Consider the following 14,403-nt stretch of genomic DNA (forward strand, 5'->3'; position numbering starts at 1 on the left):
GTATGGCGATGACGTGTTGGCGGGGGACTGGCGGCGGCGCAAGGTGATCCCGGAGGTCGACGCCGAGCCGGACCTGGTGGTGGAGGACGCCGACTCGGGTTTCTGCGGGGCGGTGGTGGGGTTCGAGTCCGGTGCGGTGGTGCTGGAGGACCGGCACGGGCGGCGGCGCAACTTTCCGCTGATGCCGGCGGCGTTCCTGCTCGACGGGCGTCCGGTCACGCTGCGCCGACCGACGCGGGCACCGGTGCCGGCCGCCCGCCGCCGTACCGCCTCGGGCTCGATCGCGGTGGACGGGGTACGCGCCCGGGTCGCCCGGGCCGGCCGGATCTGGGTGGAGGGCGTGCACGACGCCGCCCTGGTCGAACGGATCTGGGGCGACGACCTGCGGATCGAGGGCGTGGTGGTGGAGCCCCTCGAAGGCATCGACAACCTCGGCGCCCAGGTGCGGGAGTTCGATCCCGGTCCCGGCCAGCGGCTCGGCGTACTCGTCGACCACCTGGTGCCGGGCTCCAAGGAGAGCCGGATCGTGGCCCGGGTGACCTCCCCGTACGTGCTCGTGACCGGGCACCCGTACGTCGACGTGTGGCAGGCGGTGAAGCCGGCGGCGCTGGGCATCACGGCGTGGCCGGTGGTGCCGCCGGGGCGCCCCTGGAAGGAGGGCGTCTGCGCGGCGCTCGGCGTCGCCGAGCCGGCCGACCTGTGGCGGCGCATCCTGTCCCGGGTGAACACCTTCGCCGACGTGGAGACGCCGCTGATCAACGCTGTGGAGCAGTTGATCGACTTCGTGACCGAGCCGAGCTGACCGAGCCGGCTGATCGAGCCGGGCTGACCGGGCTGATCGGGCCGGGTGCGTCAGGGGGCTTCGTCGGGGGTGCGGGTGAAGACGAAGGTGGCGATGTCCAGGGCGACGGGGTGGCCCGCCTCGTCGCGCCGTACGGCCAGCACCTCGCCGTCCTCCGGACCGCTGCGACCGCGCCAGCGGTCGGTGTCCTCCGGGGCGTACCGGCTGATCCGTTCGCCGCGCAGGGCTCCGACCAGCTCGCCGGTGGCGGGGTCCCAGGTGACGTCGAGCGGGAAGCCCATCCACCACCAGCGGCCGGTGAGCGGGGCCAGGTCGGCCGGGGGCGGGGCGTCGGCCGGCTCCCACGTGCGGGCCGGCGCGGGCTCGGCGTCCAGTACGCGGGTCAGGATCTGGTGGCCCAGCGGGCCGATGCCGCCGGTGCGGAAGCCGTACGAGTTGGCGAAGCCGACGATGCCGGTGCGGCTGCGCCGGTGCACGGCCAGGGCGGCGACGTAGCCGGGCATCGAGCCGCCGTGCCCGGCGTACACCCGGTCGCCCTGGCGGGTCAGTTGGATGCCGAGGCCGTACCCGCCGCGCCAGGAGTCCAGGTCGCCGATGACCACCGGGGCGCACATCTCGTCGAGGGTGCCCGGGGCGAGCACGCTCGGGTCGGGGTCGGCGAGGAAGGCCGCCCAGCGGGCGAGATCCGCGACTGTGGACCACAGTTGCCCGGCCGGGGCCATCGCGCGGGTGTCGGTACGCGGCTCCTCCCGCAGCGTGTCGTGCCACGGGTGCACCACGTAGCCCCGGGCGTACGGCTCGGTGGCCGCGTACGTGGTGCGGTGCATGCCGAGCGGCGTGAGGATCCGCTCGCGTACCAGCTGCGCCCACGGGGTGCCGGTGATCCGCTCCAGCGCCCCGCCGAGCAGCCCGTACGCCAGGTTGGAGTAGTGGAAGGCGCGGTGCGGCGGGTAGGCGATCTTCGCGGCGGAGAATCCGGCCAGCAGGGTGGCCACGTCGACGCCCTCGCTGCGTTCCCACCACGGCCCGTCGGGCTCGCGTTGCAGGCCCCCGGCGTGCCCGAGCAGCTGGCGCAGGGTGACCGCGCCGGCCGCGGCGGCCCCGGGCAGGTGCTGCCGCAGTGGATCGTCCAGCGCCAGCCGACCGGCGTCGCGTTCCTGCATGATCAGCACCGCGGTCATCGTCTTGGTGATCGAGCCGATGCGGTACTGGAGGTCGGCGTCGGGTCGGGGGTGGCTGCCGGCGGCGGCCAGGTGCGCCACCGTGCCGTCGCGGATCACGCCGACGACCAACGACGGGGCGTGGCCGGTGGACTGCGCGTCGGCCACCAGGGCATCGACCTGCCGGGCGGTTTCGGGACGCAGAGGCACGAACGTCTCCCTCGATGGTGGTGGGGCGGTGCCTTCGATCATGACAGTTCGATGAAACGTGCATTGGCGTGTCACGATCGTGTTGTGGAAGCGGTGCTGTGGATCGTTCTTGGTGTGGTACTGGCGGTCGCCGAAATCTTCACGGCGACGCTGTTCCTGATCATGTTCGCGGTCGGCGCGTTCGCCGCGGCCGGTGCCGCCGCGCTCGGCGCCCCGGTGGCGGTGCAGGCGGTGGTGTTCGCCGCCGTGTCGGCGCTGAGCGTGCTCGCCGCCCGCCCGGTCATCCGTCGGCACCAGCAGACGGCTGCGGAGAGCGGCGACACTCCGTTCGGGGTCGAGGCAATCGAGGGCTCCACCGCCCTGGTGCTGGAGCGGGTCGACGCCGACAAGGGCATGGTGAAGATCGACGGCGAGTTGTGGAGCGCCCGCGCCTACGACGCCACCCAGGTTCTGGCACCCGGTGAACGGGTGCAGGTTATCCAGGTCAAGGGAGCGGTAGCCCTGGTCTGGCGGGACGTTGCGACGCCCGGTGAGCTACCCGAAGCGGAAAGGTGAACGGATGGAATTTGCATTCCCCGTCCTATTGATAGGTATTGCCCTGATCGCGGTGATCACCCTGGCCAAGGCGATGCGGATCGTGCCGCAGCAGCGTCAGGACGTGGTCGAGCGGCTCGGTCGGTACAAGCGCACCCTGAACCCGGGGCTGAACCTTCTCGTGCCGTTCATCGACTCGGTGCGTACCAAGGTCGACATGCGCGAGCAGGTGGTCAGCTTCCCGCCGCAGCCGGTGATCACCTCGGACAACCTGGTCGTGTCGATCGACACGGTGCTCTACTTCAAGGTCGTGGACTCGGTCCGGGCCACCTACGAGATCTCCAACTTCCTCCAGGCGATCGAGCAGCTCACCGTCACCACGCTGCGGAACGTGATCGGCTCGCTGGACCTGGAGCGTGCCCTGACCAGCCGCGAGGAGATCAACCGGCACCTGTCCGGCGTACTGGACGAGACCACCGGCCGGTGGGGCATCAAGGTGACCCGGGTCGAGATCAAGGCCATCGAGCCGCCGCCGAGCATCCGCGACTCGATGGAGAAGCAAATGCGCGCCGAGCGGGACCGCCGTGCCGCGATCCTGAACGCCGAGGGGCACAAGCAGTCGCAGATCCTCTCCGCGGAGGGTGAGAAGCAGGCGGCGGTGCTGCGCGCCGACGGTGACCGGCAGGCCCGCATCCTGCAGGCCGAGGGTCAGGCGAAGGCGATCCGGACCGTGTTCGACGCCATCCACCAGGCCAACCCGAGCCAGAAGGTGCTCGCGTACCAGTACCTCCAGGCCCTGCCGCAGATCGCCAACGGCACGGCCAACAAGGTGTGGATCGTGCCGGCCGAGCTGACCAAGGCCCTGGAGGGCATGGGCGGCGCGCTCGGCGGGCTGAGCCAGATGGTCGGCGACGCGCCGACCAAGCAGGCCTCCGACGACGCCAGCGCGGTCGAGCGGGAGGCCGCCGAGGCCGCGCAGGCCGCCGCCGCGGCGGCCCAGGAGATCCACGAGGAGGTACGCGTGGCCGAGGCGCAGGCCACCGGCGGCAAGGAACAGCCGGGTCTGCCCGCACCCGAGCCGGTGTCCCCGGCGAGCCTGCTCAACGACCCGGCCGACCAGCGCGAGCGGGGCTGATCCTGGGTCGAGCCGGCGACCGCCGGTAAATGCGAGAAAGGCTCATGAGGCGCTCCGGTGCCTGCCACCATCGGTCGTAGTGCGGGTGGTGACCAGGCATCGGGGCGCCTCGGCGTGTCCCGGCACCGCTCGTGGATGAGCGAGGTGACGGATGGATCCACTGAAGCGGTTGTGGTCCACGCCGGACGTGCCGGGTGCGCACGACCCCGCCGGGCCGTTGGGCAGCCGGCGTACCGGCGGAGGCTTCGGCGTCCTGCCCTTCGTCGACGAGCCGGCTCCGCCCGGACCGGCCACCAACGCCAGTTGGGCCTGGTCGCTGCGCCGGCTGGCCCGGGCCGCGATCTGGCTGCTGCCGGCGTACGCGATCCTCTACGGCGCGGTGGCGATGGCCAGCGACGGCGGGGTGGGCAACGACCCGTATCCGGCCGACGGACGGCCGCTGTACCTGGTCGGCTGGGTGGTGGCGGTCTGGCTCGGCCTGCTGGCCCTGCTCGGGCTGACCGGTCTGCTCGCCGCCACCCGTAGCCGCCGCGCCGCCGCGGCCGGGCTGCTGGTCAGCATCGCCGGCACGGTGCTGATGCTGCCCTTCGCCGGGCTGGCCGAGCAGACCCCGGTCTTCGGCACCACCGCACGGACCCTGGTCCTGGTCGGGGCGACCTGTTACAGCGTGGGTTGGCTGTGCACCGGGTGGGCGGTGGCCCGGTCGGGCATGTTCAGCATCGGGGACGGGACGATGCTGATGATCGCCAGCCCGCTGCTCGGCCTCGGCGGGGCGTTGATCGGTTCGTTGCAGACCTTCGGGGCGATCTTCGCGTTGATCGCCGGTATCGGCATCGCCTACCGTTCCGGCCGCCTGTTGCCGCAGGAGATCCTCCGGGACGCCACCAGCGCCAGTGTCGCCACGGCCGGGCCGGCCGGGCCGGCAAGGCCGGCGGGACCGGCTGGCCCGGGCGGCGCCGGCCCACTGGGCGCGGCCTGACCGGCCAGCGCGGCCTCGACCGGGCGGTGCGGCCTCGACCGGCCAGCGCGGCCTCGGCCGGCGGTGCGGCCTGAGTCGGCCGCCCGGGGGTGCTTCCGAGTGAGAAATTGGCGTCAACCCCGGCGCGGAAATCAATAATCCCGGGCGGAGAAACTGTCGGATCCCGGACCGGCGGCCCTCCGCTCGGCGGGTGACGTCCCTTCTTCGGCGGCCCCCGGCAAACGCGCGATCAGGGCGGGTACCGTCGCGCCGGTGACCGCCGGGACTGTTCGGCCATTGTCGGCAGACATATCGCCGAGGTGCCGTTGCTCTTGACCGTGCCACCATGGGTGCTCATTTCCCAGCCGTGAGACATTCGTGGAGCCGGTGTTGTGGCGACATTTCTCCGATTGGCCGTGCTGCTGTGCGACACCGACGACACCGCCGGGCGGCTCTACCAGGAACTGACCCAGAACCCCCTGGTGCGGCGCCTGAGGGTGGCGGGCAGCCTGGACGAGGCGGCGCGCCGAACGGTGGATGGCGAGTTCGACGTGGTCGTCGTCGATCCACTGTCGATCGGGCTGGCCGGGCTGGCCGGGGCCGGGGAATTCGCCCTGGCCCGGGCCGACGCGGGGATGGCCGTCGTGCTGTACGTCGATCTGGCCGAGGTCGAGTCCCGGGCGTCGGTGTTCTACTACGGTGAGCGGGCCCGGTTGAAGGACCTCTTCATCCTCGACCGGCGAATCCCGCCGGCGGTGCTGGCCGCCGAGGCGAACGAGGTGCTGATCAAATGCCAGGCGTTGCGGCTGCTGGCCACCGGCCGGGTGCGCGCCGACCGACTGCTCGACGAGGTACGCGACATCGCGGTCAGCACGGGCGACGGCGAGCTTGAGCAACTGGTGGAAGAGGTTGGCGAGAGCCGGATCCTGGAGCGGGTACGCCCGGACGCGGAGTTGGTCCGCCCGACCACCGCCGGCACGGTCTTCCTGTCGCACCGGGCCGACGAGGCGGACGGGTACGTACGGGGGCTGACGGAGCTGTTGGAGGACAAGGGCTTCACCGTGCTCACCGGGCGGGGCGCCGACGGCTACGTCGGCACGGCGGTGCTCAACCGGATCCGGGACTGCGAGTTCTTCGTGTCGTTGATGACGCGGGACCGACCGTTGGCCGGGGACGGTGAGCGGTACGCCACGAGCGCCTGGCTGGTCGAGGAGAAGGGCGCCGCCCTGGCCTTCCGCAAGTACATGGTGCTGCTGGTGGAGGAGGGGGTGGACGACATCGGCCGGCTCCAGGGGGACTGGCAGCGACACCGGTTCACGCCCACGACCTTCACCACCGCGGCCCGTGCCGCCGTGGCGCAGCTGGGTCGGCACAGTGGACGGAGCGAGGCGGCATGATATCCGGGAATCCCGTGGAACCCTGGCGTGTGAATTGCAGATTGCGAAATGACCGCAGCCGGAACGGTGCGCGGTGTTGCCGCCCGGCCCTATTGTTGGGCTAATCGGCGACCGGCCCTGACTTCGTCGGAGGACGTTGTGGCAGAGGCGATACGCGCGTGGGGTGCGCCGGGGGGCGACGTACCCGTCCGACGATCCGCGCCGGTCGCCGATTCCCGATCCACTGTCGCGCCGACGGCGCGTGCCGGGCACCCCTTCTTCGAGTGCGAGCCGCACCGAGTGGCCGCGGTGGAGGCGATCCGGGCCGGCCGGGTACCGCTCAAGTTCGCCTACGCCGGCAGCGCCGCCTACACCCACGACACGTACGCCCGCTCGGCCGGCTACCTGAGCATGCTGACCTCCGCCCGGCACGAGGCGGACGCCCTGATCACGGCCGGGGTGGTGGCCGCCGGGGCGCTCGCCGTGGCCGAGATCGGCCCGGGCAACGGCGGGCGCAGCCGGGCCTTCCTCGCCCGGCTGGCCAACCGGGGCCGACCCTGCCGGCGGTACCTCGCGCTCGACTTCAGCGAGACCCTGTTGGGGATCGCCTGCGCCCGGCTCGCCCGCTTCGCCGGGGACCGGATGAGCGTTGACTCAGGCGTGTGGGACATCGAGTGCGACGCCTCGGGGAGCGTGGAGCGCTGGCGGCGTGGGCCGGCACCGGTCGTCGGCTGCCTGCTCGGTCACACGCTGGGTAACGTCGAGCATCCCGCCGCCGCGTTGGCGAACATCGGGGCCGCGCTGCGCCCCGACGACGTGCTGCTGCTCAGCGTCGCTGTCGGCCCGCCCGACGAGTCGGCAGCGGTCGTCCTGGCGCCGTACCGGTCGCCGGAGTTCCGCGCCGCCGCGTTGCAGCCGCTGCTCGCCGCCGGCCTGCCCGACGCCACGCTGGAATTCGTGCTGAGCTGGCGGGACGGCGTGGCGATCGGCGAGGCGGTGCTGCGCCGGCCGGTGTCGATGGACGGCGCGACGTTGGCCGCCGGGCACCGCATCCGTTGCTTCCAGTCCCGGAGGTTCCGCCCCCACGACGTCATCGCCGACGTCGGGGACGCGGGTTGGCAGATCCGTGACGCCGTGTCCGCGCCGGGTGGCAACCACCTGGTCGTCACGGCGTCGCGACGGTGAGGGGAGAGGCCGAGATGGCCGAGCCGAGCAGCACCCCGGAACGGATGACACCCGCCGAGCTGATCGAACGGGCCCGTCGCGCGAACCTGTTCTTCCGCGCGTCCTACGAGGGCACCGACACGCAGAGCGTACGGCTGCCGGGCGCGGCGGTCGACGAGCTGATCCAGGGCCTGGCCTCCGGGGTGCACAGCGAACTGTGCCAGATCGTCCCGTACTCCACCGCCGGCCGGCCGGCCGACCTGTTCACCCGGGCGGTGTTCCGGCAGTTGGCGCAGCGGGCCACGGTCCGCCGGATGTACCTCGTGCCGGGCGAGGACGTGAGCGGCGGCGACATCGACCGCCAGTTGGCCGAGGACCGCGCCAACGATCTGCACCCGGTGAAGGTGCCGGTGCGCCTGGACGGGAAGACCACGCACGACGGGAAGGCCACGTACGACGGTAAGACCGTGCAGGTGCCGATGACCGACATGTGGCTCATCGACCGGCAGGTGGTGGTCCGGCAGGAGGTGGGGCGCGACGGGCTGGCGTCCTGGGTGGTCAGCCGGCACGCCGAGGACGTGGAGCGGGCCTGGTCGCTCTGGACGGACCTGATGAGCCGGGTTCCGGTCGCCGGCGAGGACCAGCGCCGCCGGCCCGGGCCGGAACTGACCCGGTCGTTGCTCCAGTCCGCCAGCATGCTGTACGCGATGGCGCCGATGTCCTGCGGTCCGTCGCATCAGGACAGCGTCAACTGCTCCTGGTACCACGCCGCCTGGCAGTATCTTCGCCTGTTCGACATGGTGAGCAGCCCGCAGTGGCATGCGCAGTTCTACACCGAGCGGCTGGTCGAGGCGGTGCGCGGCGGTGCCCGGCGGGTGTTGATCAGCGGCACCGCCGACTACACCACGCTGGCGTTCGTGCTGGACGCGATCCGGTCGGCCACCGGTGACCTGCCCGAGCAACTGGACGTGCACGTGGTGGACAAGTGCCAGACCCCGTTGCTGGCCTGCCACTGGTACGCCAAGCAGCTGGGCACCGAGGTCCACGTGCACAAGGCCGACATCACCAGCCCGGACGTGGTACGGCGGCTGGTCGACGGCGGCCCGTTCGACCTGGTGGTGGCCGACGCCTTCCTGACCCGCTTCGACCGGGACGACGCGGCGACCGTGATCGACAGTTGGTCGGACCTGCTGCGGCCGGGCGGGACGGTGGTCACCACCGTGCGGCTGCACGAGGGCAACGAATGGCCGAACTCCGACGAGGCGCAGGACGACCGGCACCGGGTCACCGACCTGGTCGACGACTTCGAGCTGCGGTTCCGCGAGCGGGCCGCCAGCTGGCGCGGGCTGCTCTCGGTGCAGCTGGAGGAGCTGTCCGCGGCCGTCCGCCGGTACGCCGCCCGGATGGAGAGCCACGACCTGGGCGACGCCGAGGAGATCCGGACGGCGTTCGGTCGCAGCGGTTTCACGCTGCTGTCCGGCTTCGAGGTCGAGGGTGTCGAAGGCGAGCTGGTCCGCACCAAGTACCTGCGGTTGTGCGCCCAGCTGTCCGGCGACAGTGGAGGATCCGGCGGTTAGCATCGGATTGTTCTGGTGATTGTTGGCTGACCCAGGGTGATGCGTCGGAGGGGGGATGCGTCGGTGACGGACGAGCCGCCTGATGGCTGGATGACCGTCAACGCCCTCGGGCCGGAGCCCGACGCGTTCAAGCTCCTCGGTGCCGCGCGTCAGGATCTCCTCGTGCAGTTGCCGTCGTCCGGCGGGCGGCGCGCGGCGTTGCATGTGCTGCCGGAGGCCAGTATCGAGTTCACCGACCGTGTCGGTCACGGCCTGGTCGTCCGGGTGGAGGCGCTCGGCGGTGCGACCGAGGTTCGGCTGTCCGAGACCGCGTTACGGGCGGCCAGCACCTCGGCGTCGGCCGGCATCACCCCGCTGGTGCTGTTGAGCTGCGCGCTGTCCGGTGAGGCGCTGCGGGCGGAGTGGCGGCCCCAGCGGGTGGGGCACGCGCAGCTGCCCAGCCAGGCCACCTTGGACTACTACTCCCGGCTGCACCGGGTCACCCCTGGTTCGAGCAAGGTAGCGGAGGAGTTGGCGGCCGGGCACGACGTGATGGTCGTCGGCGACCACGGGTGCGGCAAGTCGGCGCTGGTGGCCAACGTGGCCGAGCAGCGGCTGGACCAGGGCGACGGGGTGGTGTGGCTGAACATGAGCGACCCGGCGGACGGGCCGGCGTCGATCGTGTTGGCCCTGCTGCAGCAGGACTCCAGCGCCACCGGGGAATACCTTGTGGTGCTGGAGAACCTGCACGCCAACCTGCTGGTGCGCAACACGTTGTTCAGCTGTCTGGAACGGCTGCGGAGTGACTTCGGGTTGCGGTTGCAGGTGCTGGCGACGAGCTGGAAGTCGGCGGCGGCGCTGCTGCGGCACGGCGAGCCGAACCGGGCGCTGAAGTCGGTGTTGGCGGAGGGACGGCAGCTGATCAACCAGTTGCTGGTCGGCAGCCGGCTCGACGACACCGCCCGGGCGACGGTACGCAGCCTGGCGCAGAACGACGCGCACATCGCGCTCACCGCGATGGAGCTGTACGGCACCCTGGGCCGGGTGCCGACCGAGGCGGATCTGGAGGAGCACTACACCCGCGCGGTGACCGGGGCGGGGCAGCAGGAGGCGCTGTACCGGCTGGCCTGCCTGGGGGTGCTGGAGTTCCAGATGGCGGTCCGCGAGGCGGGGCGCCTGCGGCAGCCGTTGGAGCAGCTGCGCGTTGCCGGGCTGGTCTATCTGATCGACGGCGCGTACCAGATCGGGCCACGGCGGCGGGCGCAGTTGGTGATGAACCACGCCCGTGACCGGTGGGACGCCGACCAGCGCTGGCATCGGCCGGAGGAGATCGTCCTGATGCACCTGCATCACGGCGGCGAGCGGCTGATGAAGGCGACGTTGAGCCGGCTGGACCTGCTCGTCTCCCCGGACGAGGCCCGCCCGGACAGCCTCTACCTGCTGACCAGCTGGGACATCCTGATCCGGCTCGGCCGCTCGCTGCGCTCGCGCAACGCCGCGGACCCGACCTGGGGCGACAACCTCGGCGCCGCGGTCTTCGCGGCCAGCGCCCTGCGCCAGCTCAACCACCCGGACGCGTGGGAGGAGATCGCCAACTGGCTGCGGGCCCGCTGGGATTACGCCGACCCGGGCTGCCTGCTGCCCGAGCCGGTGGATGGCGAGACCGCCGACTACGCCGACTTCGTGGAGATCCAGCAGTCGATGGTCGAGGAGGACACACTGCTGGGCGCCGAGCCGCACCTGGCGGGCATGGTTGCCGGCCAGCTGGACACCGGGCGGATGTACCGCAACTGGGTGCTGGGCCTGCTGCTGGGCTTCGAGGGGTCGGCCCCGCCGCAGCACTACGACGAGTCCCGCGTCAAGCAGTTGGTCGAGGTCGCGGCACGCGCGCGGGAGGACGACGGCAACTTCTATCCGGCGCGGGTGCCGTGGGTGACCGCTCGGGTGGTGCTCGGTCTGTGCCAGGCCGACCTGCGAATGGATCATCCGGTGGTCCGCGACGCCTGTAACTGGCTGATGCGCCAGGTGGCCCAGGGCGGGCCGTTCGACAACTGGTGGCGCAGCGGCACCGGCTCCTGGAACCGGGAGGAAGCCACCACCGCGATGTGCCTCAGCGCCCTGGTCCGCGCCGGGGTGGAGATGCGCCCCGGGATGCAGACGGCGCACGCCTGGCTGATGGGCCGGGAACGGGAGTGGACCATCCCGGGCCGGGAGATCGACCTGTCCCAGGTGCTGGAGGCCAACCTGCACTGCACCGCGACCGCCGCCGGCACCCGCGAGCACCTACAGACGCTGTTCCATCGGATGCGGACCGAGATGAAGAATCCGACGCTCCTGCCGACCGCCCCGGAGGAGCGGCTCCGCATCCCGTTCGTCGCCGCGCAGTTGGCCGACATCGTCTGGAGCATCGTGCAGATGGAGAGCCTCAAGCTCTACGGGGATCTGTTCAACCACCGGCCGCCCGAGCCGCCCGAGGTCCCGCAGCAACGCGTCGCGCCGGTGCCGGCGGAGTCGCCCAACCGGAAGCTCCTGACAGACCGACAGCTGCGCGCCTGGCAGAGAGGCGTCGAGCAGATCGAGCAGGCCATCCGTGAGCAGATCGCCATGCGGGACGGGCCGGTGCGGACCTCGGCGATGCAGGAGGCGGTCGACCAACTGGTCAACGACCGCAAAGAACTCTTTGTGCTCACCGAACTTCTTGACGGTGAGTTCGACGTTGACCCGCTCGCACGGATCGACGCCCTGGGCCGGCGGATCTGTGAGGAGACCTGGCCCGAACTGCCCTGGCCCGACCCGCCGACGCAGCGGGAGCCCGAGCGGTGAGCATCGCGATTCCGTCGCCGTCGGCGCTGAACTTCCTGGCCGGGCTCTTTGCGGGCGCCGGGATCAACATGCTGACCTCGGTGTCGACCGGTCCGCCCGATCCTGAGATCTCCACCCTCAAGGTGGCGCTGGATTCGGCGCTCTGGGTGATCGCTGCGGCGTTCCTGACCTGGGCGGCGCACCTGCTCGAGGCGGCGGAACGGGAGGCCGACCTCTACATCGCCAAGAAGTTCAACGAGGCCGAGAAGAAGGAGCTCCGCCAGGAGTACCGGAGCCGGGCGTTGCGCCGTGCCCGGTTACCGCTGGTGCTGACCGGGCTGTCCCTGGTGAGCGCGGTGCTCCTGTTGCCCGGTTTGATTGGCTGGCACCGGGTACTTGGGGGCTGACCAGCGCAAAGGCGGCTGGCAATTCACGGTGAATTGGCTGACAACCGGCCGGTCGAGGTGGCCGGATGGTGGCTTTCGTGGCAATCCTAGTGACCATGGCCACCCCTACGCCGCTGTCGCGGCTGTTCACCGTGCTGCTGACCGGCGTACTCGCCGGCCTGGTCCTGGCGGTCGTCGCGCTGCCGGGCAACCTGCTGCTCGGTTTCGCCGCGCAGGCGGCCCTCGGCAACTACGCCGCGCTGCCGGACGCGCTGCGGACCCCGGCCACCCCGCAGCGGTCCTACCTCTACGCCAACGACGGCAAGACGCTGATCACCACGTTCTACGACGCCAACCGCAGCGACGTGACGCTGGCGGAGATCGCGCCGGTGATGCGGCAGGCGATCGTGGCCGCCGAGGACCGGCGCTTCTACGAGCACGGCGGGGTGGACCTGCGCGGCATGCTGCGGGCCCTGGTCACCAACGTCACCGAGGGCGGCACCGAGCAGGGTGGCTCGACGCTGACCATGCAGTACGTGCGCAACGTGCTCAAGACCGACCCGAGCCGCACCGCCGAGGAGCGGGCCGCGGCCACCGAGCAGACCGTCGGGCGCAAGCTCCAGGAGGTCCGGTACGCCAACTCCCTGGAGCAGCGACTCGGCAAGGACGAGATCCTCAACCGCTACCTCAACATCGCGTACTTCGGCTCCGGGGCGTACGGGGTCGCCGCGGCGAGCCAGCGCTACTTCTCCACGGCGCCTTCGGAGCTGACCCTCGCCGAGTCCGCGCTGCTCGCCGGCCTGGTGCAGGCGCCGGAGGCGTACAGCCCGATCGACGGCGACGCCGACGCGGCGCTGGCCCGGCGGGCGTACGTGCTGGACGCGATGGCCGAAACCGGGGCGATCACCGCCGCGCAGGCCGCCGAGGCGAAGGCCGAACCGTTGGGCCTGCACCCCAGCGAGCAGCCCAACGGCTGCGCCGCCACCGCCGGCGAGCGCGACGGCTGGGGGTTCTTCTGCGACTACCTGCGCCGGTGGTGGCTGGCCCAGCCGGCGTTCGGGGACACCGTCGCCGAGCGTGAGCAGGCGCTGCGCCGGGGCGGCTACACCGTGGTCACCACGCTGGACCCGCAGATCCAGGCCACCGCGCAGAAGCAGGCCACCAGCGTCTACGGGTACGACAACCCGCGCGCCCTGCCGATCGCCGCGGTAGAGCCCGGCACCGGCCGGGTGCTGGCCATGGCCGTCAACCGGCACTACAGCCTGGACGCCAACCCCGACGGGCAGGGCAACTACCCGAACACCGTCAACCCGCTGATCTCCGGCGGCGGCAGCGTCGCCGGCTACCAGGCCGGGTCGACCTTCAAGCTGTTCACCATGCTCGCCGCGCTGGAGTCCGGCCGACCCCTGGCCACCGGCTTCGACGCGCCCAGCCGGCTGCCCACCCGGTACCCGGCCGGGGCGGACGACAGCAGCTGCGGCGGCCAGTGGTGCCCGGCCAACGCCAACCCGCAGTGGATGGACGGCTACCGGATGATGTGGGACGGTTTCGGCCGTTCGGTGAACACGTACTTCGTCTGGCTGGCCGAGCAGGTCGGGCCGGACAAGGTGGTCGAGATGGCCCAGCGCCTGGGCATCACCTTCCGTGCCGAGTCCGACGCGAACTTCGCCGAGAACAACGCGGCCGACTGGGGGGCGTTCACCCTCGGCGTGGCCGCCACCACCCCGCTCGACCTGGCCAACGCGTACGCCACCGTGGCGGCGGAGGGGACGTACTGCTCGCCGGTGCCGGTGGTGTCGGTGACCGCGCCGGACGGGGAGCGGCTGCCGGTCGGCGACCCGTCCTGCCGGCAGGTGCTCGACCCCGACGTGGCCCGGGCCGCCACCGACGCGGCGCGCTGCCCGGTGGGTCAGCAGTCCGCGTTCGGGCAGTGCAACGGTGGTACCGCCACCGCCGTGGACCGGATCCTCGACGGCCGCCCGGTGGCCGGCAAGACCGGCAGCTCCGAGCGTGCCGCCACCGAGACCTTCGTCGGGTTCACCCCGCAGGTCGCGGTCGCCGGCATCGCCGCCAACCCGGACGACCCGACCGACCTGGTCGGCAGTGCGGTGCAGGCCCGGGTGATCGACGCGGTCGCCCGGATCATCGCGACGGCGGTCGACGGCCAGCCCGAGCAGGCGTTCACCGCACCCAGCCGCGCCCTGGTCGGTGACCCCCACCGCCCGGTCGAACGCGATCCGTTCGCCGACCGCAGCCAGTCGACCGACGACCCCCTCTCCACCTTCCGCCGCTGGTTCCAAAACCGCGGCTAACCCCCCAC

Annotated in this window: 11 protein-coding genes; 10 read left to right on the forward strand and 1 reads right to left on the reverse strand. The window is 71.7% G+C overall.

The window, feature by feature from the left end:
* Nucleotides 1–802, forward strand: an 802-nt coding sequence (locus tag C1I95_RS24255) for a DUF3097 domain-containing protein (protein ID WP_438941334.1), incomplete at its 5' end; no start/stop codon positions are given.
* A 50-nt stretch (nt 803–852) separates the two neighbouring features.
* Here C1I95_RS24255 and C1I95_RS24260 read toward each other — a convergent pair.
* On the reverse strand, nt 853–2,172 hold the full coding sequence (locus C1I95_RS24260; RefSeq protein ID WP_111216986.1) for a serine hydrolase domain-containing protein: 1,320 nt from the start codon (nt 2,170–2,172) through the stop codon (nt 853–855).
* A gap of 84 nt (nt 2,173–2,256) precedes the next feature.
* On the opposite strand from C1I95_RS24260, the gene C1I95_RS24265 reads away from it, so the two are divergent.
* The 9 genes from C1I95_RS24265 to C1I95_RS24305 all read left to right on the forward strand — a co-directional run bounded on the left by C1I95_RS24265 (nt 2,257) and on the right by C1I95_RS24305 (nt 14,395).
* Nucleotides 2,257–2,727 (forward strand): NfeD family protein, encoded by a 471-nt coding sequence (locus C1I95_RS24265; RefSeq protein WP_111216988.1) that lies wholly within the window; start codon nt 2,257–2,259, stop codon nt 2,725–2,727.
* A 4-nt stretch (nt 2,728–2,731) separates the two neighbouring features.
* Nucleotides 2,732–3,841 (forward strand): SPFH domain-containing protein, encoded by a 1,110-nt coding sequence (locus tag C1I95_RS24270; RefSeq protein WP_111216989.1) that lies wholly within the window; start codon nt 2,732–2,734, stop codon nt 3,839–3,841.
* 151 nt (nt 3,842–3,992) lie between these two features.
* Nucleotides 3,993–4,820, forward strand: a complete 828-nt coding sequence (locus tag C1I95_RS24275) for a hypothetical protein (protein ID WP_111216990.1) — start codon at nt 3,993–3,995, stop codon at nt 4,818–4,820.
* 371 nt (nt 4,821–5,191) lie between these two features.
* Entirely contained in the window at nt 5,192–6,196 is a 1,005-nt protein-coding gene (locus C1I95_RS24280) for a hypothetical protein (protein ID WP_146605810.1), read from the forward strand.
* Between the two features lie 279 nt (nt 6,197–6,475).
* Nucleotides 6,476–7,360 (forward strand): L-histidine N(alpha)-methyltransferase, encoded by an 885-nt coding sequence (locus C1I95_RS24285; protein WP_111216992.1) that lies wholly within the window; start codon nt 6,476–6,478, stop codon nt 7,358–7,360.
* A 14-nt stretch (nt 7,361–7,374) separates the two neighbouring features.
* Nucleotides 7,375–8,916, forward strand: a complete 1,542-nt coding sequence (locus tag C1I95_RS24290) for a class I SAM-dependent methyltransferase (protein ID WP_111216994.1) — start codon at nt 7,375–7,377, stop codon at nt 8,914–8,916.
* 63 nt (nt 8,917–8,979) lie between these two features.
* Nucleotides 8,980–11,718 carry a prenyltransferase/squalene oxidase repeat-containing protein gene (locus C1I95_RS24295; RefSeq protein WP_146605811.1) on the forward strand — a complete coding sequence of 913 codons (2,739 nt, stop codon included), beginning with the start codon at nt 8,980–8,982 and terminating at the stop codon, nt 11,716–11,718.
* On the forward strand, nt 11,715–12,104 hold the full coding sequence (locus tag C1I95_RS24300) for a hypothetical protein (protein ID WP_111216998.1): 390 nt from the start codon (nt 11,715–11,717) through the stop codon (nt 12,102–12,104). The genes C1I95_RS24295 and C1I95_RS24300 overlap by 4 nt, the downstream gene beginning before the upstream one ends.
* A 95-nt stretch (nt 12,105–12,199) precedes the next feature.
* Nucleotides 12,200–14,395, forward strand: a complete 2,196-nt coding sequence (locus tag C1I95_RS24305; RefSeq protein ID WP_233513848.1) for a transglycosylase domain-containing protein — start codon at nt 12,200–12,202, stop codon at nt 14,393–14,395.
* The last annotated feature ends 8 nt before the right edge of the window (nt 14,396–14,403 follow it).

This window comes from Micromonospora craterilacus (assembly GCF_003236315.1).
Taxonomy (GTDB): Bacteria; Actinomycetota; Actinomycetes; order Mycobacteriales; family Micromonosporaceae; genus Micromonospora; species Micromonospora craterilacus.

Bases quoted from the DNA above. Each gene is read 5' to 3' on its own strand.
- C1I95_RS24270 (WP_111216989.1), top strand. From the start codon at position 2,732: ATGGAATTTGCATTCCCCGTCCTATTGATAGGTATTGCCCTGATCGCG.
- C1I95_RS24275 (WP_111216990.1), top strand. From the start codon at position 3,993: ATGGATCCACTGAAGCGGTTGTGGTCCACGCCGGACGTGCCGGGTGCG.
- C1I95_RS24290 (WP_111216994.1), top strand. From the start codon at position 7,375: ATGGCCGAGCCGAGCAGCACCCCGGAACGGATGACACCCGCCGAGCTG.
- C1I95_RS24305 (WP_233513848.1), top strand. From the start codon at position 12,200: ATGGCCACCCCTACGCCGCTGTCGCGGCTGTTCACCGTGCTGCTGACC.